Source organism: Ammoniphilus soli (assembly GCF_040813775.1).
Genome location: NZ_JBEGDL010000007.1, coordinates 23,903 through 47,157, shown reverse-complemented (window position 1 = coordinate 47,157; position 23,255 = coordinate 23,903). Strand labels below are relative to the sequence as shown.

At 45.7% G+C, this 23,255-nt stretch carries 37 protein-coding genes; all 37 read right to left on the bottom strand.

The genetic code is table 11. The features are described from left to right. Positions 1-3: 3 nt before the first annotated feature. The 37 genes from ABLT31_RS15410 to ABLT31_RS15230 all read right to left on the bottom strand — a co-directional run bounded on the left by ABLT31_RS15410 (position 4) and on the right by ABLT31_RS15230 (position 23,231). Positions 4-813 carry an energy-coupling factor transporter transmembrane component T family protein gene (locus ABLT31_RS15410; RefSeq protein ID WP_367753085.1) on the bottom strand — a complete coding sequence of 270 codons (810 nt, stop codon included), beginning with the start codon at positions 811-813 and terminating at the stop codon, positions 4-6. Further along, the gene (locus ABLT31_RS15405) at positions 810-1,676 is read right to left on the bottom strand and encodes an energy-coupling factor transporter ATPase (RefSeq protein WP_367753083.1); all 867 of its coding nucleotides are present in this window, start codon (positions 1,674-1,676) and stop codon (positions 810-812) included. The genes ABLT31_RS15410 and ABLT31_RS15405 overlap by 4 nt, the downstream gene beginning before the upstream one ends. Further along, on the bottom strand, positions 1,661-2,482 hold the full coding sequence (locus tag ABLT31_RS15400) for an energy-coupling factor transporter ATPase (RefSeq protein WP_367753080.1): 822 nt from the start codon (positions 2,480-2,482) through the stop codon (positions 1,661-1,663). Before ABLT31_RS15400 ends, ABLT31_RS15405 begins: the two co-directional genes overlap by 16 nt. A gap of 99 nt (positions 2,483-2,581) precedes the next feature. Continuing rightward, the gene (gene rplQ, locus ABLT31_RS15395; RefSeq protein ID WP_367753077.1) at positions 2,582-2,944 is read right to left on the bottom strand and encodes a 50S ribosomal protein L17; all 363 of its coding nucleotides are present in this window, start codon (positions 2,942-2,944) and stop codon (positions 2,582-2,584) included. A gap of 27 nt (positions 2,945-2,971) precedes the next feature. Continuing rightward, a complete protein-coding gene (locus ABLT31_RS15390) occupies positions 2,972-3,916 on the bottom strand; it encodes a DNA-directed RNA polymerase subunit alpha (protein ID WP_367753524.1) in 945 nt (314 codons plus the stop codon). Between the two features lie 234 nt (positions 3,917-4,150). Beyond that, positions 4,151-4,549 carry a 30S ribosomal protein S11 gene (gene rpsK, locus ABLT31_RS15385; RefSeq protein WP_129201549.1) on the bottom strand — a complete coding sequence of 133 codons (399 nt, stop codon included), beginning with the start codon at positions 4,547-4,549 and terminating at the stop codon, positions 4,151-4,153. Positions 4,550-4,566: 17 nt separating this feature from the next. Then, positions 4,567-4,935 carry a 30S ribosomal protein S13 gene (gene rpsM, locus ABLT31_RS15380; protein ID WP_367753073.1) on the bottom strand — a complete coding sequence of 123 codons (369 nt, stop codon included), beginning with the start codon at positions 4,933-4,935 and terminating at the stop codon, positions 4,567-4,569. Positions 4,936-4,956: 21 nt separating this feature from the next. Beyond that, positions 4,957-5,070 carry a 50S ribosomal protein L36 gene (gene rpmJ / locus ABLT31_RS15375; RefSeq protein ID WP_057900126.1) on the bottom strand — a complete coding sequence of 38 codons (114 nt, stop codon included), beginning with the start codon at positions 5,068-5,070 and terminating at the stop codon, positions 4,957-4,959. Between the two features lie 157 nt (positions 5,071-5,227). After that, a complete protein-coding gene (infA, locus tag ABLT31_RS15370; protein ID WP_010896341.1) occupies positions 5,228-5,446 on the bottom strand; it encodes a translation initiation factor IF-1 in 219 nt (72 codons plus the stop codon). Between the two features lie 94 nt (positions 5,447-5,540). Next, complete coding sequence (gene map, locus ABLT31_RS15365; protein ID WP_367753069.1) at positions 5,541-6,287, bottom strand: type I methionyl aminopeptidase; 747 nt, start codon at positions 6,285-6,287, stop codon at positions 5,541-5,543. Then, positions 6,287-6,937 carry an adenylate kinase gene (locus ABLT31_RS15360; RefSeq protein ID WP_367753067.1) on the bottom strand — a complete coding sequence of 217 codons (651 nt, stop codon included), beginning with the start codon at positions 6,935-6,937 and terminating at the stop codon, positions 6,287-6,289. The genes map and ABLT31_RS15360 overlap by 1 nt, the downstream gene beginning before the upstream one ends. Before the next feature lie 35 nt (positions 6,938-6,972). After that, the gene (gene secY / locus ABLT31_RS15355; protein WP_367753065.1) at positions 6,973-8,265 is read right to left on the bottom strand and encodes a preprotein translocase subunit SecY; all 1,293 of its coding nucleotides are present in this window, start codon (positions 8,263-8,265) and stop codon (positions 6,973-6,975) included. Next, positions 8,265-8,705 (bottom strand): 50S ribosomal protein L15, encoded by a 441-nt coding sequence (gene rplO / locus ABLT31_RS15350; RefSeq protein ID WP_367753062.1) that lies wholly within the window; start codon positions 8,703-8,705, stop codon positions 8,265-8,267. Before rplO ends, secY begins: the two co-directional genes overlap by 1 nt. Before the next feature lie 32 nt (positions 8,706-8,737). Then, positions 8,738-8,917, bottom strand: coding sequence for a 50S ribosomal protein L30 (gene rpmD / locus ABLT31_RS15345; protein WP_367753060.1), 180 nt, complete (start codon positions 8,915-8,917; stop codon positions 8,738-8,740). 14 nt (positions 8,918-8,931) lie between these two features. After that, positions 8,932-9,429: a 30S ribosomal protein S5 gene (gene rpsE, locus ABLT31_RS15340; RefSeq protein ID WP_367753058.1), complete on the bottom strand. Its 498-nt coding sequence runs from the start codon at positions 9,427-9,429 to the stop codon at positions 8,932-8,934. A 75-nt stretch (positions 9,430-9,504) separates the two neighbouring features. Then, positions 9,505-9,873, bottom strand: coding sequence for a 50S ribosomal protein L18 (gene rplR / locus ABLT31_RS15335; RefSeq protein ID WP_367753056.1), 369 nt, complete (start codon positions 9,871-9,873; stop codon positions 9,505-9,507). Positions 9,874-9,904: 31 nt separating this feature from the next. Then, entirely contained in the window at positions 9,905-10,447 is a 543-nt protein-coding gene (gene rplF / locus ABLT31_RS15330; RefSeq protein WP_367753054.1) for a 50S ribosomal protein L6, read from the bottom strand. A gap of 30 nt (positions 10,448-10,477) precedes the next feature. Continuing rightward, the gene (gene rpsH / locus ABLT31_RS15325; protein WP_367753052.1) at positions 10,478-10,876 is read right to left on the bottom strand and encodes a 30S ribosomal protein S8; all 399 of its coding nucleotides are present in this window, start codon (positions 10,874-10,876) and stop codon (positions 10,478-10,480) included. 30 nt (positions 10,877-10,906) lie between these two features. Beyond that, a complete protein-coding gene (locus tag ABLT31_RS15320) occupies positions 10,907-11,092 on the bottom strand; it encodes a type Z 30S ribosomal protein S14 (protein WP_367753050.1) in 186 nt (61 codons plus the stop codon). A 31-nt stretch (positions 11,093-11,123) separates the two neighbouring features. Continuing rightward, on the bottom strand, positions 11,124-11,666 hold the full coding sequence (rplE, locus tag ABLT31_RS15315; RefSeq protein WP_367753047.1) for a 50S ribosomal protein L5: 543 nt from the start codon (positions 11,664-11,666) through the stop codon (positions 11,124-11,126). A 26-nt stretch (positions 11,667-11,692) separates the two neighbouring features. Beyond that, complete coding sequence (gene rplX / locus ABLT31_RS15310) at positions 11,693-12,019, bottom strand: 50S ribosomal protein L24 (protein ID WP_367753045.1); 327 nt, start codon at positions 12,017-12,019, stop codon at positions 11,693-11,695. A gap of 47 nt (positions 12,020-12,066) precedes the next feature. Beyond that, positions 12,067-12,435 (bottom strand): 50S ribosomal protein L14, encoded by a 369-nt coding sequence (gene rplN / locus ABLT31_RS15305; RefSeq protein WP_367753043.1) that lies wholly within the window; start codon positions 12,433-12,435, stop codon positions 12,067-12,069. 43 nt (positions 12,436-12,478) lie between these two features. After that, positions 12,479-12,739, bottom strand: a complete 261-nt coding sequence (gene rpsQ, locus ABLT31_RS15300; RefSeq protein WP_367753041.1) for a 30S ribosomal protein S17 — start codon at positions 12,737-12,739, stop codon at positions 12,479-12,481. Positions 12,740-12,765: 26 nt separating this feature from the next. Next, positions 12,766-12,963 (bottom strand): 50S ribosomal protein L29, encoded by a 198-nt coding sequence (rpmC, locus tag ABLT31_RS15295; protein ID WP_129201565.1) that lies wholly within the window; start codon positions 12,961-12,963, stop codon positions 12,766-12,768. Then, complete coding sequence (rplP, locus tag ABLT31_RS15290; protein ID WP_367753038.1) at positions 12,953-13,387, bottom strand: 50S ribosomal protein L16; 435 nt, start codon at positions 13,385-13,387, stop codon at positions 12,953-12,955. The genes rpmC and rplP overlap by 11 nt, the downstream gene beginning before the upstream one ends. Before the next feature lie 2 nt (positions 13,388-13,389). Continuing rightward, positions 13,390-14,055 (bottom strand): 30S ribosomal protein S3, encoded by a 666-nt coding sequence (gene rpsC, locus ABLT31_RS15285; protein ID WP_367753036.1) that lies wholly within the window; start codon positions 14,053-14,055, stop codon positions 13,390-13,392. A 13-nt stretch (positions 14,056-14,068) separates the two neighbouring features. Next, positions 14,069-14,401, bottom strand: coding sequence for a 50S ribosomal protein L22 (gene rplV, locus ABLT31_RS15280; RefSeq protein ID WP_129201568.1), 333 nt, complete (start codon positions 14,399-14,401; stop codon positions 14,069-14,071). Positions 14,402-14,435: 34 nt separating this feature from the next. Next, positions 14,436-14,717 (bottom strand): 30S ribosomal protein S19, encoded by a 282-nt coding sequence (rpsS, locus tag ABLT31_RS15275; RefSeq protein ID WP_134704771.1) that lies wholly within the window; start codon positions 14,715-14,717, stop codon positions 14,436-14,438. A gap of 57 nt (positions 14,718-14,774) precedes the next feature. Further along, positions 14,775-15,605, bottom strand: a complete 831-nt coding sequence (gene rplB / locus ABLT31_RS15270) for a 50S ribosomal protein L2 (protein WP_367753033.1) — start codon at positions 15,603-15,605, stop codon at positions 14,775-14,777. 32 nt (positions 15,606-15,637) lie between these two features. Further along, entirely contained in the window at positions 15,638-15,928 is a 291-nt protein-coding gene (rplW, locus tag ABLT31_RS15265; RefSeq protein WP_367753031.1) for a 50S ribosomal protein L23, read from the bottom strand. Then, positions 15,928-16,551: a 50S ribosomal protein L4 gene (gene rplD / locus ABLT31_RS15260; protein WP_367753029.1), complete on the bottom strand. Its 624-nt coding sequence runs from the start codon at positions 16,549-16,551 to the stop codon at positions 15,928-15,930. The genes rplW and rplD overlap by 1 nt, the downstream gene beginning before the upstream one ends. 20 nt (positions 16,552-16,571) lie before the next feature. Further along, entirely contained in the window at positions 16,572-17,198 is a 627-nt protein-coding gene (gene rplC / locus ABLT31_RS15255; protein WP_367753027.1) for a 50S ribosomal protein L3, read from the bottom strand. A 78-nt stretch (positions 17,199-17,276) separates the two neighbouring features. Next, entirely contained in the window at positions 17,277-17,585 is a 309-nt protein-coding gene (gene rpsJ / locus ABLT31_RS15250; protein WP_129201574.1) for a 30S ribosomal protein S10, read from the bottom strand. A 389-nt stretch (positions 17,586-17,974) separates the two neighbouring features. Next, entirely contained in the window at positions 17,975-19,885 is a 1,911-nt protein-coding gene (gene selB / locus ABLT31_RS15245) for a selenocysteine-specific translation elongation factor (RefSeq protein WP_367753024.1), read from the bottom strand. A gap of 600 nt (positions 19,886-20,485) precedes the next feature. After that, positions 20,486-21,412, bottom strand: a complete 927-nt coding sequence (locus ABLT31_RS15240; RefSeq protein WP_367753022.1) for a glycine betaine ABC transporter substrate-binding protein — start codon at positions 21,410-21,412, stop codon at positions 20,486-20,488. A gap of 26 nt (positions 21,413-21,438) precedes the next feature. Beyond that, positions 21,439-22,077 carry an ABC transporter permease gene (locus tag ABLT31_RS15235; RefSeq protein ID WP_367753020.1) on the bottom strand — a complete coding sequence of 213 codons (639 nt, stop codon included), beginning with the start codon at positions 22,075-22,077 and terminating at the stop codon, positions 21,439-21,441. 38 nt (positions 22,078-22,115) lie between these two features. Beyond that, a complete protein-coding gene (locus ABLT31_RS15230; RefSeq protein WP_367753018.1) occupies positions 22,116-23,231 on the bottom strand; it encodes an ABC transporter ATP-binding protein in 1,116 nt (371 codons plus the stop codon). Between the last annotated feature and the right edge of the window lie 24 nt (positions 23,232-23,255).

The window sequence follows — 23,255 nt, the reverse complement described above, 5'->3', positions numbered from 1 at the left end:
GACTTACCCCCAGCTCTTAATGATAAAGAAAAGCATGATGAATAAAACTGCGATCCCCAACAGAAGCAGATCGCGCCGAGACCATGCGAGCTCCCTAAGTTTGGTCCGCCCTACCGCTCCCCTATACCCGCGCGCTTCCATGGCCAAGGCAAGCTCCTCAGCTCGTCGAAATGCACTGACAAACAGCGGAATCAAAAGGGGCACCATGTTTCTCGCGCGCTTCATGAGATTCCCGCTTTCGAAGTCCGCCCCGCGGGAAATTTGCGCCTTCATGATTTTATCTGTTTCCTCGATGAGGGTGGGAATAAAACGAAGGGCAATCGACATCATCATCGCCAGTTCATGAGCTGGAAATCGAAAACGAGCCAGTGGCTGAAACAGTCTTTCTATCCCATCCGTGAGGTCAATGGGAGAAGTCGTAAGGGTTAGCAGCGAGGCCATCAGCAGAAGCAGGATAAGCCGCAGGGAAATCACGACCGCTTGCTTGACGCCTTCCTCATGGATCTCTACCCACTTCCAGGTGAACAGGATATCTCCGCCTTTTGTCATAAACAAATGGATAAAAACAGTAAGCAAAATAAGCCAAAGGATCGGTTTTAAGCCACGCAGCAGATAGCCCGGAGAAATCCGCGAGATGAGAATAGAGACCAGCATAAATCCAATCAATAGAAAATAGCTTATCGGCTCTTTGGCCCAAAAAACCATAACTGCGAAAAACACGACAAAAATCAGCTTCGCACGTGGATCCAAACGATGGACAAAAGAGGTTCCAGGGACGAATTGACCGATCGGAATCTGATTCAAAAAATTCATCGCTTCGCCACCTTCCGTCTCTTCAACAGTTCTTCCTCCAGCTTGTCCAGCGTGAAGATATCCGTAGGAAGCGGACGGTCGAGCTTTTTATTCAGGTTTAGAATAAAGCGCGTAATTTCCGGAAGATCCAAGCCCGCTTGCTGGATGAGCTCTCCGTGCTGGAAGACTTCAGCAGGAGTCCCTTGCAGGAAGACGCCCCCATCCTTCATCACAATAATCTGATCGGCATAGCGTGCAGCATCTTCCATGTTATGGGTGACCAGGACGGTCGTCCATCCTTCCTGTTGATGCATGCGATACAACCGCGATAGAATTTCCTTCTTTCCATGAGGATCAAGGCCGGCTGTAGGTTCATCCAAAACGAGTACCTTTGGTTGAAGCGCCAATACGCCAGCAAGAGCGACCCTTCGCTTCTGGCCGCCGCTAAGAGAGAAAGGAGAAACGTCCTTGTACTTCTCATAGGGAAGACCCACAAGCTCCATGGCCTCCTTTACCCGCGTTTGAATGAGGGCTGGCGGCAAGTCAAAATTGCTTGGCCCAAAGGCGATGTCCTTTTCTACCGTTTCTTCAAACAACTGGTACTCGGGATACTGAAAAACTAGGCCTACCTTTTTTCTTAGCTCTCGAAGATTTTGCTTCTTATCTCCCGTAACAACCAAGTCTCCGATCTGAACGGACCCCGTCGTAGGACGCAGCAATCCATTGAAATGCTGGATCAGCGTAGACTTGCCCGAACCCGTGTGCCCGATGACGGCAGCGAACGTCCCGGAGGGAATGCGGAGATCAATCGGATGCAAAGCTAAGCGTTCAAAAGGGGTTCCTTTGCCATACACGTGCGTTAATTGTTTTACAATAAGCTCCATAATCGCTCCACCAACTGTTCGGCATGCCAAACCTCTTCATCAATCGCAACCCCGCGCTTGCGGAGCCGTGAAGCTAGCTCTACAGAAAAAGGGACATCAAGACCAATCGATTTGAGCACGTCCATCTGCTTAAAGATCTCGCGAGGTGTCCCCTGCAAAAAAATCTGCCCTTCATTCATCACAATGATTCGATCAGAAAAAAAGGCTTCTTCTAAATAATGCGTAATATTAACCACAGTGATACCCTGCTTGCCCAGTTCTTGCACGGTTTCCATGACCTCTTTACGGCCTATGGGATCCAGCATGGCTGTACTCTCATCCAGCACCACCAGTTTCGGCTTCATTGCCAAGACTCCAGCAATCGCCACCCGTTGCTTCTGCCCGCCAGAAAGGCGATGCGGTTCACGGTCCCTGTACTCCCACATCCCAACTTGATGGAGTGCCTTTCCAATCCTTTCCATCATCTCAGACTGAGGTACGCCCAGGTTTTCCAAACCGAAGGCCACATCGTCCAGCACCGTCGGAGCAACAAATTGATTGTCTGGATTTTGGAAGACCATTCCTACACGCTGGCGAACCTTCCAGATCTCCTTATCTTCCTTCGTGTCCATGGCATCAACGAGAACTCTTCCCTTGTCAGGCAAGAGCAAACCATTCATATGCTTGGCGAGCGTCGATTTGCCGGAACCATTGTGACCGATAATCGTAAGGATTTCCCCTTCCACGATGGAAAGATCAATTCCTTTTAGAATCAGCGTCTCCGGAGCGTTAGGGAATGCAAAATAGACCTGCTCGAAGCGAATCATAAGGGATTCACGCTCCTCATTAAGACAATACAAAAAAAGGGCACAGAATCAGAATCAAGGTCATCCTTAGATTCTGCCCCACCCTTTTTGTTCGTTCGATTATACAAGCTCCAAATAAACCATTGGCGCGCCGTCTCCGCGACGAGGTCCAAGCTTAAGGATACGAGTGTATCCGCCGTTACGCTCAGCGAAACGAGGAGCGATGTCATCGAATAATTTTTGGATTGCATCTTGTCCGGATTCAGCATTAGCCACCTCAGCGCGAACAAATGCAGCAACTTGACGGCGGGCATGAAGATCACCGCGCTTTGCCAAAGTGATTAATTTTTCTGCGATAGAACGAAGTTCCTTCGCTTTCGTTTCAGTAGTTTCAATACGCTCATTTATGATCAAATCCGTAACTAAATCACGGAATAATGCCTTACGAGCGGAAGACCTACGGCCTAACTTAGAGTATGCCATTTAGATTCCCTCCCTTTTACTTGTGAACTAATCATCTTGTCGTAGGGAAAGACCAAGTTCGGCGAGCTTTTCTTGTACTTCCTCTAACGACTTACGTCCAAGATTGCGGACTTTCATCATATCTTCTTCCGTCTTCATGGTCAGCTCTTGAACGCTGTTTATGCCGGCACGCTTCAAGCAGTTATAAGAACGAACAGAAAGATCTAGTTCTTCGATCGTCATCTCGAGAACTTTTTCCTTTTTATCTTCTTCTTTTTCTACCATGATTTCTGCATCCTTAGCCTCATCTGTCAATCCGATGAACAAATTCAGATGCTCATTCAGGATCTTTGCACCAAGGCTGACAGCTTCCTCTGGTCGGATGCTTCCATCCGTCCAGACTTCTAGCGTTAATTTATCGTAGTTTGTCACTTGCCCTACGCGAGTGTTTTCTACTTGATAGTTTACGCGAGAAATTGGTGTATAGATAGAATCAATGGCGATGACGCCGATTGGCTGGTCATCATCTTTGTTTTGATCGGCAGGCACATACCCGCGGCCGCGGTTGGCCTTGAGGCGGATGTGCAAACGAGCGTCATCTTCCAAAGTAGCAATATGCAAATCTGGATTCAAGATTTCAACATCGCTATCTGCACGAATATCTCCAGCTTTCACGTCACCAATGCCTTCAGCATCGATTTCGAGATACTTCACTTCATCAGAATGAATTTTCAAAGAAAGCTGTTTGATGTTAAGGATAATTTGAGTCGTATCTTCGACTACACCCTCGATGGTTGAGAATTCATGCAAAACTCCATCAATCTGTACGCTCGTGATTGCAGCACCTGGTAGAGAAGAAAGTAATATACGACGCAAGGAGTTTCCTAATGTTGTTCCGTAACCACGCTCAAGCGGTTCTACGACAAACTTACCATAGGTAGCATTATCATTAACTTCTACCACTTCTATTTTAGGCTTTTCTATTTCGATCATATCCAAACCCTCCTTCAAACGTCGAAAATTCCGGCAGCGAAGAACGGGGACCGTAGGCATGGCACGGATCCTTACCTGCCCCACAACCGGAATTCCCCTTCGGCGGTTACCAAGTATATCGCAACCTAAGTTTGCTACCCGTTCTCATGCATTTAGTAAAATGCACTACATGAATCCAGTATAGACAGAGAACGTAATGTTTAAACCCCTAACTTGCGAAAAAAATCCGCCAAATTAGACACGACGACGTTTTGGTGGACGGCAACCATTGTGAGGAATAGGAGTTACATCTTTGATCATGTTAACTTCTAGTCCAGCAGCTTGCAAGGAACGGATGGCCGCTTCACGACCGGAGCCAGGTCCCTTAACTGTAACTTCAACAGCTTTCATACCGTGCTCCATAGCTGTTCTAGCAGCTTGCTCAGCAGCCATTTGCGCAGCGAATGGAGTGCTCTTACGAGAACCTTTGAAGCCTAGTCCGCCGGCACTTGCCCAAGAGATGGTATTGCCATGCGGGTCTGTGATTGTAACGATAGTGTTATTGAACGTAGAACGGATATGAGCTACGCCAGATTCAATATTTTTTCTGTCACGACGCTTTGTGCGAGTAACAGCTGTTTTTCTTTTCGCCATTTAAATTCCTACCTCCTTTACTTCTTCTTATTAGCGATGGTACGGCGAGGACCTTTGCGCGTTCTAGCGTTAGTCTTAGAACGTTGTCCGCGTACAGGCAATCCACGACGGTGACGAACTCCACGATAAGATCCGATCTCGATCAGACGCTTGATGTTCAAAGAGATTTCACGACGAAGATCCCCTTCAACCTTAATGTTCTTATCGATGTACTCACGAAGTTTAGCCACTTCTTCTTCTGTCAAATCACGAACACGAGTTTGATCGCTGATTCCAGTGGAAGCAAGAATTTGAGAGGCTGTAGAACGTCCGATTCCAAAAATGTAAGTTAATGCGATTTCCACGCGCTTTTCGCGTGGTAAGTCAACTCCCGCGATACGGGCCATACGTTGACACCTCCTTCATTATTATCCTTGTCTTTGCTTGTGCTTTGGGTTTTCACAAATAACCATTACTTTGCCTTTGCGACGGATGATCTTGCACTTTTCGCAAATCGGCTTAACGGATGGTCTAACCTTCACGTTGATAACCTCCTCTATCACTCCCGAACTGCGCCGAATAATCTACCTGCTCGGAAGTAATTGTTGTGCCGCAAGGGCGGCCCTCCTCTGACGCTTCTTTCTACGCCGAACTGGGATCATAGAGAAGCATTTGCTTTATCGCCAAAGGCGATGATTTTTATTTATAACGGTACGTAATCCGACCACGAGTTAAATCATAAGGAGATAACTCTACGGTTACCTTATCTCCCGGGAGAATACGGATGAAGTGCATGCGGATCTTACCGGATACATGGGCTAAGATCTTATGTCCGTTCTCAAGTTCCACTCTAAACATCGCGTTGGGCAGCGGCTCAATGACCGTGCCTTCTACTTCGATTACATCTTCTTTAGCCATAGGGATTCACTCTCCTTTGCTTTGTGCTTCCAATTGTTACTCAAGAAACTTATTCATTGCATATCGCAACTTGCTGTGGGCCACTCAACGCGCATTAAGGCTTTGTCAAAATCTCATAGCCATCATCTGTAATGGCAATGGTATGCTCATAGTGTGCACAAAGAGAATTATCGACCGTAACCACGGTCCAATTGTCTTCTAACGTACGAACATAGCGTTTGCCTGCATTCACCATGGGTTCTACAGCTAGAACCATCCCAGGCTTCAACCGTGGTCCTCTCTCAGGAGGTCCATAGTTAGGGATTTGAGGATCTTCATGCAGATTACGTCCAATTCCATGCCCTACATACTCACGGACGATCGAGAAGCCATGAGCTTCTGCGCACACCTGTACAGCATGAGAAATATTTGACAATCGAGCACCTGGAACAGCTTGTTCTAGACCCTTATACAGTGATTGTTCCGTTACCTCCATCAGCTTCTTCGCTTCGTCGGCAATCGTCCCCACGGCATAAGTCCATGCAGAATCTCCGTGGTATCCTTTCCACTCGGCACCGATGTCGATACTGATAATATCGCCATCCTGAAGGGCACGAGGACCCGGAATACCATGAACGAGTTCTTGATTCACGGAAGTACAAATGCTCCCAGAGAATCCACCATAACCTTTAAAAGAAGGAATGGCACCCATGCTACGGATAAATTGATCAGCCAGTTCATCTAATTCCCTGGTAGTGATACCCGGTCGAATAGATTTGGCGAGCTCTTGGTGCGTTAAAGCAACAATGCGTCCTGCTTCTCGCATAATCTCAAGCTCTGCTTTTGACTTGCAAATGATCATTATGCTTGACCTCGCAATAGGTTTGCAATATCTTCGAACACTTTACCGATTTCCTGCTGACCATCGATATTTCTTAACAAGCCTTTACCGTTGTAGTAAGAAAGCAATGGAGCGGATTGTTCGATGTTAACATCAAGACGTGTAGCAACGGTCTTTTCATTGTCGTCTTCTCGTTGGTATAGCTCTCCGTTACACTTATCGCAAACCCCTTCCTTCGCAGGCGGGTTAAATACGACATGATAAGAAGCACCACAGCTGCGGCAAATGCGGCGACCAGTTAAGCGAGCCAACAATTCGCTGCGATCCACTTCGATATTCACGACATGATCGATTTTCCGTCCCAATTCCTCAATCGTCTGGTCAAGCGCTTCGGCTTGGGCCACAGTTCTTGGGAATCCATCTAACAGAAAACCATTTCTACAATCATCTTTACCCAAACGTTCCTTTACAATACCGATCACTACCTCATCAGGAACTAAAAGCCCTTGATCCATATAGGATTTCGCTTGTAGACCCATAGGTGTTTGCTCTTTCACCGCTGCACGGAACATATCCCCAGTGGAAATGTGAGGAACATTAAAGTCCCTAACAATATACTCCGCTTGCGTGCCTTTACCTGCACCTGGTAAACCCATCAAGATAATGTTCATCTCTCTTCTCTCCTCCCGTCCCTCTTGGCAAAACGCTACTTAATAAAGCCTTGGTAGTGGCGCTTTATCAGTTGGCTTTCAATTTGTTTCATCGTATCTAATACTACACCAATTACAATCAGCAGGGAAGTTCCACCAATCTGAACTTGTTGCGGAAGATTACTCATCGCTGTAAAAATGACCGGTAAGATCGAGATGACAGCTAAGAAAATCGCTCCAGCCAACGTAAGGCGATTCAGCGTACGAGTGATAAATTGAACCGTTGTTTTACCTGGACGAATGCCGGGAATATATCCCCCGTTCTTCTTCATATTGTCCGCCATCTGGATCGGATTAATCTGCACGAATGTGTAGAAGAATGTGAACCCGATGATGAGCAATACATAGAGAAACATTCCTAGAGGAGCACGGTAATCGAAGTTCTGGATGATCCAATCTGCAATTCCGTTACCAGCCCAGAAGTTTGCAATGGTCGGTGGAAACACAATCAGTGAAATCGCAAAGATGACAGGCATAACTCCTGCTGCATTTACTTTTAAAGGAATGTGGGTCGATTGACCGCCATACATTCTGCGACCTACAACGCGCTTGGCGTATTGAACCGGGATCTTGCGGATCCCTTGTTGCACGAAGATTACTCCTACAACGATCGCAATAAGAACTAGCAAGATAACGAGTAATTTTAAAGCATGAAGGAAAAGGGCGTCTCCAGCATTATAGAATTCAGCAGCATAAATGGCGCGAACTCCATCAGGAATACTGGCTACGATACCGGCAGTAATGATAATCGAAATTCCGTTCCCGATACCAAACTCGGTGATTTGTTCCCCTAACCACATGAGAAAAGCAGTTCCAGCCGTTAAAGTAATCGCAATGAGAAGATAGGTCGTTATGCTAGGGTCGACAACCAATCCCGGGTATAAGTTATTAAACCCGAAGGATAATCCAATCGCTTGGATAAACCCTAGAATAATCGTACCGTATCTCGTCAATTGTGCGATTTTGCGGCGACCTGCTTCTCCTTCCTTAGCCCACTCCGTGAACTTAGGCACAACATCCATTGATAGTAACTGCATGATAATTGAGGCTGTAATGTAAGGCATGATCCCCATCGCAAAGATAGAGAAATTCTGCAACGCACCACCGGAAAATGTGTTCAGGAAGCCAAAGATGTTATTTTGCTCCCCAAAGGCTTCCAATAACGACACATTAATATTTGGTACTGGCACGTGTGCTCCAATTCTAAAGACGACGAGCATCAAGAGGGTGAAGACCACCTTCCGACGCAAGTCGCCAATCTTGAATATGTTGGAGAGGGTGCCAAACATTAGATCACCTCAGTTTTACCGCCAGCAGCTTCGATCTTTTCAACGGCAGATTGAGAGAATTTGTTTGCCTTCACTGTTAAAGCGACAGTTAGTTCTCCGTTGCCTAGGATTTTCACTCCGTCCTTCAAGCTGCTGATTACTCCTGTTTCCAACAGTAACTCTGGAGTGATCTCCGTGTTCGCTTCAAAGCGATTAAGTTTGTCAAGGTTCACTTCTGCATATTCTACGCGGTTAGGATTCGTAAATCCACGCTTAGGCAGACGACGGTATAGTGGGTTTTGTCCCCCTTCAAACCCTGGGCGAACGCCACCGCCAGAACGAGCCTTTTGACCTTTATGTCCACGTCCTGCAGTCTTACCCCAACCGGAACTAGTTCCGCGTCCAACACGCTTGCGCTCTTTACGAGACCCTTCAGCTGGTTTCAATTCGTGTAGTTTCATGATCGCACCTCCTCTTACTTGCTTTAACTATATTACACTTCTTCTACTTCAACCAAATGCTTCACTTTTTCAACCATTCCGCGGATAGAAGCATTATCTTGCTTTTCAACGGTTTGGTTAAGCTTGCGAAGTCCCAAAGCTTCAACGGTCGCTTTTTGATCTTGCGTACGTCCGATTGTGCTTCTCTTGAGGGTGATCTTCAATGTAGCCATGTCTGATATCCCTCCTATTTCAACAACTCAGCTACAGTTTTACCGCGAAGCTTAGCCACTTGCTCTGCAGTCTTCAGACGGCTAAGTCCTTCTAATGTAGCATTTACCATGTTGATTGGATTGTTTGTTCCCAAAGACTTACTCAATACGTCACCTACACCAGCCAACTCAAGAACCGCACGAACCGGTCCTCCAGCGATAACTCCTGTACCAGGTGCAGCAGGCTTTATCAATACGTTACCTGCGCCGAAGTGTCCAGAAATTTGATGAGGAATTGTAGTTCCTCTTAAAGGAACCTTAATTAAATTTTTCTTTGCATCGTCAATCGCTTTACGGATCGCATCTGGAACCTCAGAAGCTTTACCCATTCCAGCGCCAACGTGTCCGTTCTTATCGCCAACTACTACAAGTGCGCTAAAGCTGAAGCGACGTCCGCCTTTAACCACTTTAGATACGCGGTTAATGGCAACAACTTTCTCTTCTAGCTCAAGGCCGCTAGCGTCAATACGCATATTTTTCCCTCCTCTTATAAGAGATCACCGATTGTTGCTCTATAGATGATAGTGCCCGTGAACCGGGCTCGGAGATTAGAATTTCAAACCAGCTTCACGAGCTGCTTCAGCAAGAGCTTTTACACGTCCATGATAAAGGTATCCTCCGCGGTCGAAAACCACTTCAGTAACTCCTTTTTCAGTCGCTCTTTTCGCTACCAACTCTCCAACTTTTTGTGCAGCATCTGCATTTCCGCCATGTCCAACAGCGCCTTTAAGCTCAGGATCCATAGTAGAAGCAGAAGCCAAGGTTACGCCGCTCGCATCGTCGATCACTTGAGCATAGATATGCTTGGAAGAACGATATACGTTCAAACGAGGACGAACTGCAGTTCCTTGAAGCTTATTGCGAACACGATAGTGTCTTTTCTTTCTGATCTTATTCTTATCAGGTTTCGCAATCATCTTGGTCGCTCCTTTCTTCGGCTAACTAGCCTTATTTCTTCTTACCAGTTTTACCTTCTTTACGGCGTACACGTTCGCCTTCATAACGGATCCCTTTACCCTTATAAGGCTCAGGCTCACGTACAGAACGAATTTCCGCAGCGATTTGACCAACGCGTTCCTTGTCGATTCCTTTTACAACGATTTTCGTTGGAGCAGGAAGATCAAATTCGATCCCTTCTTCTGGAACGATTTCAACCGGGTGGGACTTACCAACGCTCAAAGTAAGCTTGTTGCCTGCTTTTGCAGCACGGTAACCAACCCCAACCATCTCAAGGTTTTTCGCAAAACCGTTTGTTACGCCTTCCACCATATTAGAGATTACACTGCGAGTCGTACCGTGTAATGCGCGGTGGGTTTTATTATCAGAAGGTCTTGTTACGTTCAACTCGTTGCCTTCAACAGAGATGTTAAGATCTTGGTTGAATTGGCGAGCAAGCTGTCCTTTAGGACCTTTAACAGTTACAAAGTTATTATCGATAGTAACAGTAACCCCTTCAGGGATCGTTACTGGTTTCTTACCAATACGAGACATCGTTACACCTCCATTCTTGTTCTCGATGTATTACCAAACGTAAGCTAGAACTTCTCCACCTGTTTGAGAAGCACGTGCTTGCTTATCTGTAAGGATACCATTGGAAGTAGAAAGAATAGCGATACCAAGTCCGCCTAGTACGCGAGGAACTTCATCCTTCTTCGCATAAACGCGCAATCCTGGCTTACTGATTCTCTTTAATCCACTGATTACAAATTCGTTGTCGGCACCATACTTAAGGAAAATACGAATGATACCTTGCTTGCTATCATCAATAAACTCTACATCACGAACGAAACCTTCTTCTTTAAGGATTCTAGCGATTTCCTTCTTCAAGTTTGAAGCAGGAACCTCCAATTTTTCGTGACGAGCCATGTTCGCATTACGAATGCGAGTCAACATATCTGCAATTGGATCTGTCATCGTCATGTTTTAAAACCTCCTTCCCATAACCCGGGTTTACCAACTTGCTTTCTTTACTCCAGGAAGTTGGCCCTTGTAAGCCAATTCGCGGAAGCAGATACGGCAAAGTTGAAATTTACGCAATACAGAGTGTGGACGTCCGCAACGTTCGCAGCGTGTATAAGCACGAACTTTGAACTTTGGGTCCCGCTGTTGCTTAATTACCATTGATTTTTTTGCCACTGTTTTCCCTCCTCGTCTGAGTAATTGGGATCTATTTTCTGAAAGGCATGCCCATTTGAGTCAATAGTTCACGCGCTTCTTCATCTGTGTTCGCAGTTGTAACAAACACGATGTCCATTCCACGGATCTTATCCACTTTATCGTACTCGATTTCAGGGAAGATCAACTGTTCTTTAAGACCAAGAGTGTAGTTTCCACGGCCATCGAAAGCTTTATCAGAAATCCCACGGAAGTCACGTACACGTGGAAGGGAAACGTTGAAAAGCTTATCCATGAAGTGGTACATACGCTCACCACGAAGAGTTACCTTTGTACCGATAGGCATTCCTTCACGAAGACGGAAACCAGCGATAGATTTCTTCGCACGGGTTACGACTGGCTTTTGACCAGTGATCGCAGTTAAGTCAGCAACCGCACCATCAAGTGCTTTTGCATTAGCTACAGCTTCACCAACACCCATATTGATGACGATCTTTTCAATTTTAGGAACCTGCATGATGGAACTGTATCCGAACTTAGACATTAATGCAGGAACAATCTTGTCTCTATACACGTCATTTAGTCTAGCTGCCATATACTTGGCCCTCCTTTCTCACCTGACTACTCGATCGTTTCGCCAGATTTCTTTGCATAACGTACTTTATTACCATTATCTAAAACTTTGTAACCAATACGTGTTGGTTCACCGCTCTTTGGATCAGCAAGCATTACGTTGGAAGCATGGATAGCCGCTTCTTGAGTAACGATACCGCCTTGAGGGTTGTTTGGATTTGGCTTCGTATGCTTTTTCACCATGTTGATTCCTTCAACCAATACACGGTTTTCCTTAGGGAAAGCAGCAAGTACGCGGCCTTTTTTACCTTTATCTTTACCAGTGATTACTACAACAGTATCACCTTTTTTAACGTGCAATTTGTTTTGTGACATGAGGGCACCTCCTTGTCAATCGAGATGTGTTATTGCTTTTTCCAGATCTATAGTACTTCTGGAGCCAAGGATACGATCTTCATGAAATCTTTTTCACGAAGTTCACGAGCAACAGGTCCGAAGATACGAGTTCCACGTGGAGATTTGTCATCTTTAACGATAACAGCTGCATTCTCATCGAACTTGATGTAAGAACCATCAACGCGACGAGCACCAGTCTTAGAACGTACGATTACCGCTTTTACTACATCACCCTTCTTGACAACGCCACCGGGTGTAGCGGCTTTAACGGAGCAAACGATGATATCACCGATATTAGCGGTTTTACGTCCAGTTCCGCCAAGAACTTTGATACACATCAATTCTTTCGCGCCAGAATTGTCAGCTACTTTCAAACGAGTTTGTGTTTGAATCATTCTGTAGTCCCTCCTTTCGGATGTTTAATCTATCCGAACAAGATTAAATAATAACAGCTTTCTCAACAACCTCAACCAAACGGAAACGCTTATCCTTGGATAGCGGACGAGTTTCCATGATCAGAACCTTATCTCCGATTTGAGCTTGATTCTGCTCGTCATGCGCTTTGTACTTTTTGGAGTACTTTACACGCTTGCCGTATAGAGGATGCTTTTTGTAGGTCTCAACCAATACTACGATGGTTTTATCCATCTTATCGCTCACGACTTTACCTATGAGTGTCTTCCGATTGTTACGTTCCACTGTGTAGACCTCCTCTCTTTAATCGATTATCCGATTCCCAATTCGCGTTCACGAAGGATAGTTTTCGCTTTCGCGATATCCTTGCGTACTTTTTGAATGCTAGATGGGTTATCTAATTGGCCAGTTGCCAATTGGAAGCGGAGGTTGAAAAGCTCTTCTTTTAAAGAAGAAATCTTCTGTTCGATTTCAGCAGTGGTTAGATTACGGTATTCTTTAGCTTTCATTTGCTTCACCACCCACTTCTTCGCGTTTTACAAACTTACACTTGATAGGAAGTTTGTGCATAGCCAAACGCATAGCTTCACGTGCTGTTTCTTCAGGAACACCAGCCAATTCGAAAAGAACCTTTCCAGGCTTAACGATGGCTACCCATTGCTCAGGAGAACCTTTACCGCTACCCATACGAACTTCTAACGGCTTCTTGGTTACCGGCTTATCCGGGAAGATCTTGATCCAAACCTTACCACCACGCTTGATATAACGAGTCATCGCGATACGCGCAGATTCGATTTGACGGTTAGTGATACGGGAAGTTTCAAGAGCTTGTAGACCATATTCACCAAATACTACGGAAGTACCGCCCTTTGCTTTACCAGCAAAGTTTCCTTTAAATTGCTTACGGTGTTTTACGCGCTTAGGTACTAACATGATTATTGCTCTCCTTCCACGACGTTTTTCTTCGCCTTAGTTGGAAGAACTTCACCGCGATAGATCCATACTTTCACACCGATACGACCATAGGTAGTGTGCGCTTCGGCAGTACCATAATCGATGTCCGCACGAAGAGTATGAAGAGGAACAGTTCCCTCACTATAACCTTCAGAACGCGCGATGTCTGCTCCACCAAGACGTCCGCTTACCATAGTCTTAATTCCTTTCGCTCCTGCACGCATAGTTCTTTGAAGAGCTTGCTTCTGTGCACGACGGAAAGAGATACGGTTTTCTAATTGACGAGCGATATTTTCAGCAACAAGTGTTGCGTTCATATCAGCACTCTTGATTTCCGTAATGTTGATGTGGACACGCTTGCCAGTCATTTCCGTTAACTTCTTGCGAAGTGATTCAACTTCAGAACCACCTTTACCAATTACCATTCCTGGCTTGGCAGTGTGGACATTGATATTCAAACGGTTAGCTGCACGTTCGATTTCGATGCTAGCTACAGATGCGTCTTTTAAACGCTTCTTCAAATAGTCACGGACTTTAATGTCTTCATGCAAAAGGGTAGCGTATTCTTTGTCATTCGCATACCACTTAGACTCCCAGTCCTTAATAACTCCAATTCGGAGTCCCGTCGGGCTGACTTTTTGACCCATGCCTTATCCCTCCTTATTTCTCAGATACTACTACTGTGATGTGGCTGGTACGCTTGTTGATGCGGCTTGCACGACCCATCGCACGAGGGCGGAAACGCTTCAAGGTAGCACCTTCGTCTACGAACACCTTGCTGATTACTAGGCTGTTCGGATCTAATTCTAAATTGTGTTCAGCGTTTGCGATAGCAGACTTCAATACCTTCTCAACGACCGGTGAAGCTGCTTTAGGAGTGTGTGCCAAAATCGCTAATGCTTCTCCAACTTGCTTACCTCTGATCAAGTCGACAACTAGGCGAACTTTACGAGGAGCGATGCGCACTTGTCTTGCAATAGCTTTCGCTTCCATGACTGAACCTCCTCTCTTACCAATCAAAAATATATTAGCGTCTTTTCGTTTTCTTTTCGTCGTAATCGTGTCCTTTGTAAGTACGTGTAGGCGCGAATTCACCTAACTTGTGACCTACCATATCTTCGGATACATAAACAGGAACATGTTTACGTCCATCATATACTGCGAATGTGTGGCCAACGAAATCAGGGAAAATAGTAGAGCGACGAGACCAAGTTTTGATAACCTTCTTATCTCCCTTAGCGTTCTGCTCTTCTACCTTCTTCATTAGATGATCGTCTACAAAAGGCCCTTTTTTCAAGCTACGTCCCATGAGAGAACCTCCCTTCGCGACATACGTACGGCCCTCACGAACCGTACCCATATCACATTATTTTTTACGTCTACGAACGATATATTGCGTGGATTCTTTCTTGTTGTTACGAGTCTTCGCACCAAGGGTTGGCTTACCCCAAGGAGACATAGGAGACTTTCGTCCGATAGGTGCACGACCCTCACCACCACCGTGCGGGTGATCTACTGGGTTCATTACAGATCCACGAACAGTTGGTCTCTTACCCAACCAACGAGAACGTCCAGCTTTACCAACATTGATAAGCTCATGATCAAGGTTACCTACTTGACCTACAGTCGCGCGGCATTCTTGACGAACTTTGCGGATTTCTCCAGAAGTCAACCGGATGATTGCATAATCACCGTCACGACCAAGCAATTGAGCAGAAGCTCCAGCAGAACGAACCATTTGTCCGCCTTTTCCTGGCTTTAACTCGATGTTGTGGATCGTCGTACCTACAGGAATGTTAGCAAGTGGAAGTGCGTTACCTACTTTGATGTCGGCTTCAGAACCAGACTCGATAACGTCCCCTACCTTCAATCCATGAGGAGCGATGATATAGCGCTTTTCTCCATCCGCATAATTGATCAAAGCGATGTTTGATGTGCGGTTTGGATCGTACTCGATTGTAGCAACGCGTCCAGGAATTCCATCCTTCGTACGCTTGAAATCGATGATACGGTATTGACGCTTGTGACCGCCGCCTTGATGACGAACAGTCAATTTACCTTGGTTATTGCGTCCTGCTTTCTTATGAAGAGGAGCAAGAAGAGATTTTTCCGGTTGATTGGTTGTGATCTCTTCAAAAGTAGAAACTGTCATTTGACGTCGACCAGGTGAGGTCGGTTTGTACTTTTTGATACCCATTTCGTTTCCCTCCTTCTTTCAAAAATAACTTCTTATACAGTACCGAAGAATTCTAATGCCTTGCTATCGTCAGAAAGCTTAACGATCGCTTTCTTCCAGTCTTTACGCTTACCCACATAACGTCCCATGCGCTTCGGCTTACCCTTCACGTTCATGGTGTTTACAGAAGCAACCTTTACATCGAAAATCTTCTCAATGGCTAGCTTGATTTCTGTTTTATTGGATCCAGGAGCTACTTCAAACACATAAGTATTGAACTCCATCATTTCCGTTGTACGTTCTGTGATAATTGGGCGCTTGATAACATCGCGTACGTCTTTCATTATCCAAGCACCTCCTCTACTTTAGCTACCGCATCTTTAGTGATAACTAATTTGTCGTGCTTCAATACGTCAAGAACGTTGATTCCTTCTGCAGTTACAAACTTGATTCCAGGGATGTTTCTTGCAGACTTCGCTACAGCGTCTGTGAATTCACCAGTAACCACTAGAGCTTTGCTGTCAACGTTAAGACCCTTAAGAACTTGTACCATATCTTTCGTCTTTGGTGCATCGAACGCCAATCCTTCTAATACTAGGATTTCGTTAGCTTGAACTTTAGAAGAAAGAGCAGATTTGATCGCAAGGCGACGAACCTTTTTAGGTAACTTGTAAGCATAGCTGCGAGGAGTTGGTCCGAAAACGATTCCTCCACCTACCCATTGCGGAGAACGGATGCTTCCTTGACGAGCGCGTCCAGTTCCTTTTTGTTTCCAAGGCTTACGTCCACCACCGCGCACTTCAGAACGACCTTTTGTGTCGTGTGTACCTTGGCGTTGAGAAGCTTGTTGCATAACTACTGCATCATGAAGCACAGAACGGTTGGGTTCGATTCCGAATACAGAATCAGCTAACTCGATTTCCCCTACCTGCGCTCCCGTTTGGTTATATAGAGCTACTTTAGGCATAGCGAATCCTCCTTTCCTAATTACTTACCGCTTTTTACTGTAGATTTCACTACAACGTAACCGTTGTTTGGCCCAGGGATAGCTCCCTTGATCAAAAGCAAGTTGCGCTCAGTATCAATCTTTACTACTTCTAAGTTTTGAACTGTTACTTTATCAGTACCCATACGTCCAGGCAATTTCATTCCCTTGAACACGCGGTTTGCAGCGATAGAACCTAGGGAACCTGGTCCGCGGTGATATCTAGAACCGTGAGCCATTGGTCCGCGAGAATGCCCGTGGCGCTTAATTGCACCAGCAAACCCTTTACCTTTGGAAGTTCCTGTTACGTCAACCTTTTCTCCTTCGGCAAATACGTCAGCTTTTACTTCCTGACCTACTTCAAAACCTTCCATGCCGCGGAATTCGCGAACGAAGCGCTTAGGAGTTGTGTTAGCCTTCTTTGCATGACCTTGCTCAGGCTTAATTGTGCGTTGTTCTTTCTTTTCATCAAAGCCAAGCTGAATGGATTCATAACCATCAACGTCGTTTGTCTTCTTTTGAAGAACTACGTTAGGACCAGCTTCAACCACTGTTACTGGAATAACTTCCCCTGTCGGAGTGAAGATTTGAGTCATCCCAATTTTCTTACCTAAGATTCCTTTAGACATGTTTGCCACCTCCTGATCTGAAAATGTTTGCTTATTATCGTCTATATAATGAAAGACATTATAGTTAAATTTTAAAAATTAAAGCTTGATTTCGATATCTACGCCAGACGGAAGATCCAAACGCATTAATGCGTCCACAGTTTGTGGAGTCGGATTAACGATATCGATCAAACGCTTATGCGTACGCATCTCGAATTGCTCACGAGAATCTTTGTACTTGTGAACCGCACGAAGGATCGTGTAAACCTGCTTCTCAGTAGGAAGAGGAATCGGTCCGGACACCTCTGCACCGGAACGCTTAGCAGTATCAACAATCTTTTCTGCGGACTGATCAAGCACTCTGTGATCATAAGCCTTTAAACGAATACGAATCTTTTGCTTTGCCATGTAAGTCCCTCCTTTTCGCCCATTTTATAAACGGACAATTCTCCGCGGAAATTCAACCTGATCGTAACCCGTCAACCTTACGGCGAGTTGGGTTGGCGGCTTGCCACTATGACAAAGCCTCCGGGTGTGTCAGCAACCTCCCGCATCATCGCGTCCATTGACCAACATTCAACATTATATAAAATCGCTCAGCTCATTGCAAGCTTTTTTTACAAACATTTTTTGGTTGGTCATGCTGATGGTGTTTTGAATGTCTATGACATTCACTTTGGAATGCCTAGCCCTTTTTCAAAACCTTTTACATGATAACTATTTCTCGGGCATTTTGCAACCCCTAAATCACAAAAAGCCTCCAATTGGAAGGCTTTTGCGTTTTTAGGATAGGATTGCTAGTCTTTCTTGGTGACTGGTTTGATCCATACTCGTTCATTGTCTAAGCGCTTCGTTAACCCGTGGTCATCGAGTGACTCCAGGAAGGGGATCAGATACTTACGGGATACGTTGAGTATATCCTTCACCTGCGGCGTACTAAAAGACGCTCCTTGCGGAAGCTGCTTCTGCAGGTTTGCAACGGTCTCCCAGTAGACGTTGGCATCCACGATTAAATCCGGGCCCATTGCGACGAAGTTCTCTTGTTCCATGCAATACGCCTTTACCTCATTTACTTGGTTTGGTTTGATGCCTGCTTTTTGTGCAAGGTCATTCCATCCGCTTACCGCCAACCCTTCTTTTCTTAAGGTTTGAACGATTTTCTGGACAGGGGCCTGAAGCGCTGCAGGGATCTCTGGTTTATGGCTTCTCATCTTCACCGTTTCGTCTGTTTCTTCTATTATATTTTTACTTTTCAGCCATCCGATATACTCCCGCCAGAGCTTGTCTGGGAGGTTTGGGAAAAGCTTGCTTCTTAGTTCGGATTTTTTCATCCCGGTCCGCATCGGTTGATCCTTGTGGTATTTCATTAACGTCACTTTTAGCTTATCGGTCCATTCCTTTAAGGTTTCAGCTAAGATCACATAATCATTAAACCGCTCTAGCTGTCCTTCTTGCTGATACTGTTCAAGGATAGGCTGAAGACGATCTTGTCCAAACGCCAATTGAAAGTCTATTTCTTCCGTGGAAGCATATCCATCTTCGGCCAAAACGTACTGCAGCATTTGCCACTCATCCCCGTCCTTCAGCAAGTTGAGGAGCTGTACAGTCTTTTCTCCGAATTTCCGTTTCATCCCATAAGGGGACAGCACCTGACCTCCTCCCAGTGTAGTGGTCGGGGAAAGCCTCCTTAAGATAAATGGATCGCCCGGCTTCGCGATAATTTCTTCTTCTAGCTGCAGCTGGCATAGCACTTCTTCCCCAGGTTCCAACTCGTTGCGATCAAAGTAAATGATTTTCGCCATGGTTTCTGTGGTGCCGATATGCAGCCGGACCCTAGTTCGTTGCTTAAGGGAGAAGTCATGATGAGCCAGCATCTGAAAACGGATATCCAGCCGGTCCGTCTTGCGGAAATATTCCGGGGCGGTTAAGGCATAGCCCCGTTCCATATCCTTAAAGTCAATGCCGCCTAGATTCAACGCAGCCCGCTGGCCAGCATAAGCGGTAGACGCCGCTTGATGATGCACATTCAGCTGACGAACCTTGACCTTCTCCCCCAAAGGAAATACTTCTACGATATCCCCTTCGGATACTTTTCCTTCATAAATGGTTCCCGTAACCACTGCTCCAGCTCCTTTGATCGTAAACACCCGATCGATCGGCATACGGAAGGGCTCATTCGTATCCCTCTCAGGAATGGTCGAAAGGCTCGCTTCAATGGTTTGCAAAAGCTCGGGAATCCCTTCCCCTGTATGGGAGCTCACCGGAAGAATCGGAGCCCCTTCAAGAAAGCTGCCCTGCACCCAATCCCTCACTTCTTCCGTCACCATTTCCAGCCATTCGTCTTCTACAAGATCTCTTTTGGTCAGCGCTACGATTCCCCGCTCTATTCCTAGAAAGCGAATAATATCAAAGTGTTCCCTCGTTTGCGGCATGACTCCTTCATCCGCCGCAATGACCAGGACCACAAGATCAATCCCTGCTGCACCCGCGATCATTTGCCGGATAAAACGTTCATGTCCAGGAACATCGACAACCCCGACGCGCATGCCGGAAGGCAGCTGCAAGGGTGCAAACCCTAACTCGATCGATACGCCCCGTTCCTTTTCTTCCTTCAATCTGTCGGTATCCACATTCGTGAGCCGCTTCGTCAACGATGTTTTCCCGTGGTCAATATGCCCCGCAATTCCTATTGTAAAATGGTTCTCCATAATTTGATTCCTTTCTATCTATTTATCATTCAGAATGGCATGTATTGATCAATAAAAGAGCGTTTACGAAAGTTCTTCGATAAAAATGGTGTTACCTGGTATTACTTATTTTGTTGGATCCTAGTCTCCATCTATCTCATTATAGACCATTAAGAGAGGATTTTCACCGGATGGGTGGGTTAAGTTGGTGAGTGGTTAGAGGATTGGGTGTGAGGTGCAGGCAGTGGCAGAAACCGGGGGGGCGTAGTCTAGTGGGCTTGGCCGTCGAAGCGTTGTTTGGCAAATGACTTGGTTTCGTTATCAAAATGTGCGTCTATTCTCTATCTATTACTGGTTTGTGAGTATGGAGCACGTTTTCGTGATCAAACGCTCTCCATTCGGGACCAAATAAAAAAAATCATGAGTATTACCTTACAACGCCTTCCCTAAATGCTTAACTGGAGTCTACTCGATCAACCCTCCTATACTTTTCTACTTTCTCAAGGTGGACATATAACCCCTGTACGAGTTAAAGATTCTCTACGTCATACACTCACCTACAACTCCAAATTTATGCGTCAAAAAGCCGACCCCTTCGACGAGGGTCGGCTCTTCTTTATCCTATTCCATCAAACCTTGTTCTTTTAACCAAGCTTCTGCTACATCCTGTGCATTCTGGCCTTCTAAGTCGACCTTGGCATTTAACTGAGCCATGGTCGCTTCATCCAACTTGCCAGCTAATAAGTTCAATACATCCTTTAATTCCGGATGAGCTTCCAAGGTATCCATGCGAACTACCGGAGCAGCATAGTATGGCGGGAAGAAGTTTTTATCATCCTTTAATGACTTGAGGTTAAACGCTGGGATTCGTCCATCGGTGGAAAACGCATCGTTTACATCCACAGCTCCGTCTTTCACTGCTCCATAGGTTAAACCGGGATCCAAGCCTTTGGTAGATTCGAATTTAAGCCCTGGGTAGATCTCTTGAAGCCCTTTATATCCATCTGGGCGCTCCAAGAACTCTTGTGTCGCCCCTAGGGTTAACTTCGAAGAGTGCTTAGCTAAATCAGAAATCGTCTCAATGTCTAGCTCCTCCGCTTGCTCTGTTCTCATCGAAAGAGTATACGTATTGTTAAAGCCTAGCGGCTCAAGCCAAGTCAACTCGAACTGCTCTTCATAGGCAGCTTTGGTTTGATCATAAGTTTGCTTAGGATCAGGGTTATCCTCTTGTTTTAAAATCGAAATCCAAGCAGTCCCTGTATATTCCGGATAAATGTCGACGTCCCCTTTTAATATCGCACTGTGAACAAGCTGAGAACCTCCCAGGAACGGCTTACGCTCGACGGTTAGATCGGTCTTTTCCTCGATCAGAGAAGACATGATATGAACAAGAATATCCTGCTCCGTAAAGTTCTTACCAGATACCACAACCGTATCACTTGAACCGCCCGCAGCATTTCCCACTTCAGCATCGTTTCCACAAGCCATTAAGGACATAGCCAATACTCCGGACATTAATAAAGCAAAACCTTTTTTCAAATTCAACATACTTTTGTTCCTCCTCTAAAAAGTTTTTATATACGTTTGAGCCCTCTAGGCGTCACCGCTCGTTCTGATCGTTCTAATAAGAAGTCAAAGATGAGAGCCAATAAAGCTGCAGGAACCGCTCCCGCTAAAATTAATTCCGGGGATACCATCGCAATTCCACGGAAAATCAAATCTCCTAATCCACCGGCCCCAATCAGAGAAGCAAGGGTTGCCACCCCGATAATCATTACCGTCGCGGTGCGGATCCCCGCCATAATGACATTGAGGGCCAGAGGCAACTCTACTTTCAATAGAACTTGTGCACTCGTCATGCCCATTCCTACTCCAGCTTCCTTCATCGACTTTTCCACATTCATAATTCCGGTATAGGTATTGCGCAAAATCGGCAGCAATCCATAAATCGTCAAGGCTACAATCGCTGGCGTCCAACCGATTCCCATAATCGGAATCATGAATCCAAGCAAGGCTAAGCTTGGTATCGTCTGGCATAAAGAAGCAAAACCAATGACTGGCGTAGCTAGTTTCTGGTACCTCGTAAGAAGAATCCCCAACGGTACTGAAATCAAAATCGCAATGAGCAAGGCTACTAAAGAAAGCTGAACATGCTGCACGGTAGCCTGAATAATTTCATCTTGTCGCTGTTGAATCACCGAAATAAAATCCATTCCTGATCACCTTACCTTCTGGTTGTTTTCACCTGGAGTTACGATACCTTCAACAGAGCATCAATTAAACTAGAATTGGTCACGAGACCGGCGAGTCGACCACCTGCATCTACAACAGGCAGGTAGGATAGTTGCTTTTCCTTCATCAGCTCGACCGCATCCGTAACGCCCGTACCCATCGGGACGGAAACAAAATCAGTAATCATCAGCTCTTCTAACGCTCGCTCTTCCTCTTTATAGTTAAGCTCAATCATCTCTTTGCTGACGATTCCTTTAAGCACCTGTTCTTTATCCGTAATCATCAATCCGTTTACTCGGGATTGTTTCATCAGTTTAGCCGCATAAGCCAAACCTCTCTTCTGAGACGCCGTCACCGGCTTCGTAATCATGACATCCTCCACCAGCAAACTTTCCGCACCGCCTGTGCTTAAGCGCTCTTCTCCAATAAAGGAACGAACAAAGTCATTCTTTGGACGACGAAGCATCTTCTCCGGAGTATCCACTTGGACAATCTCCCCATCCTTCATCAACACAATCCGATCAGCAATCTTTAAGGCCTCATCCATATCGTGGGAGACAAAGACAATTGTCTTCTTCACTTCTTCCTGCAAGCGAACCAGTTCGTCCTGCAACTGTTCACGGCTTATCGGATCTAGTGCACTAAACGGCTCGTCCATCAAAATAATCGGCGGCTCGGCAGCCATCGCGCGAATGACCCCAACACGTTGCTGCTGACCTCCACTCAGCTCAGCCGGATAGCGATCACCGAACTTGTTCGGATCTAACCCCACCATAGCGAGCAGCTCGTCGACTTTTTTCATGTACAAGTTTTTATCCATCTTCTTCAGCTTGGGTACGAGGGCAACATTCTCTCGAATCGTCATATGAGGGAACAGCCCGATTTGCTGAATCACATATCCGATATCCCTTCTTAACTGAACCGGATCCGATGAGGCGATATTCTTTCCATTGACCAAGATCTCTCCAGAGCTCACCTCCACTAATCGGTTGATCATCTTCATCGTGGTCGTTTTCCCGCACCCACTCGGACCGATCAATGTGACTAACTCTCCTTCTTGAATCGTTAGATTGATCCCTTTTAAAGCTACCGTACCGTCATCATATTTTTTGGTTACATTTTTAAACTCGATCATCTTCATACTCCTCTCCAAAATCTT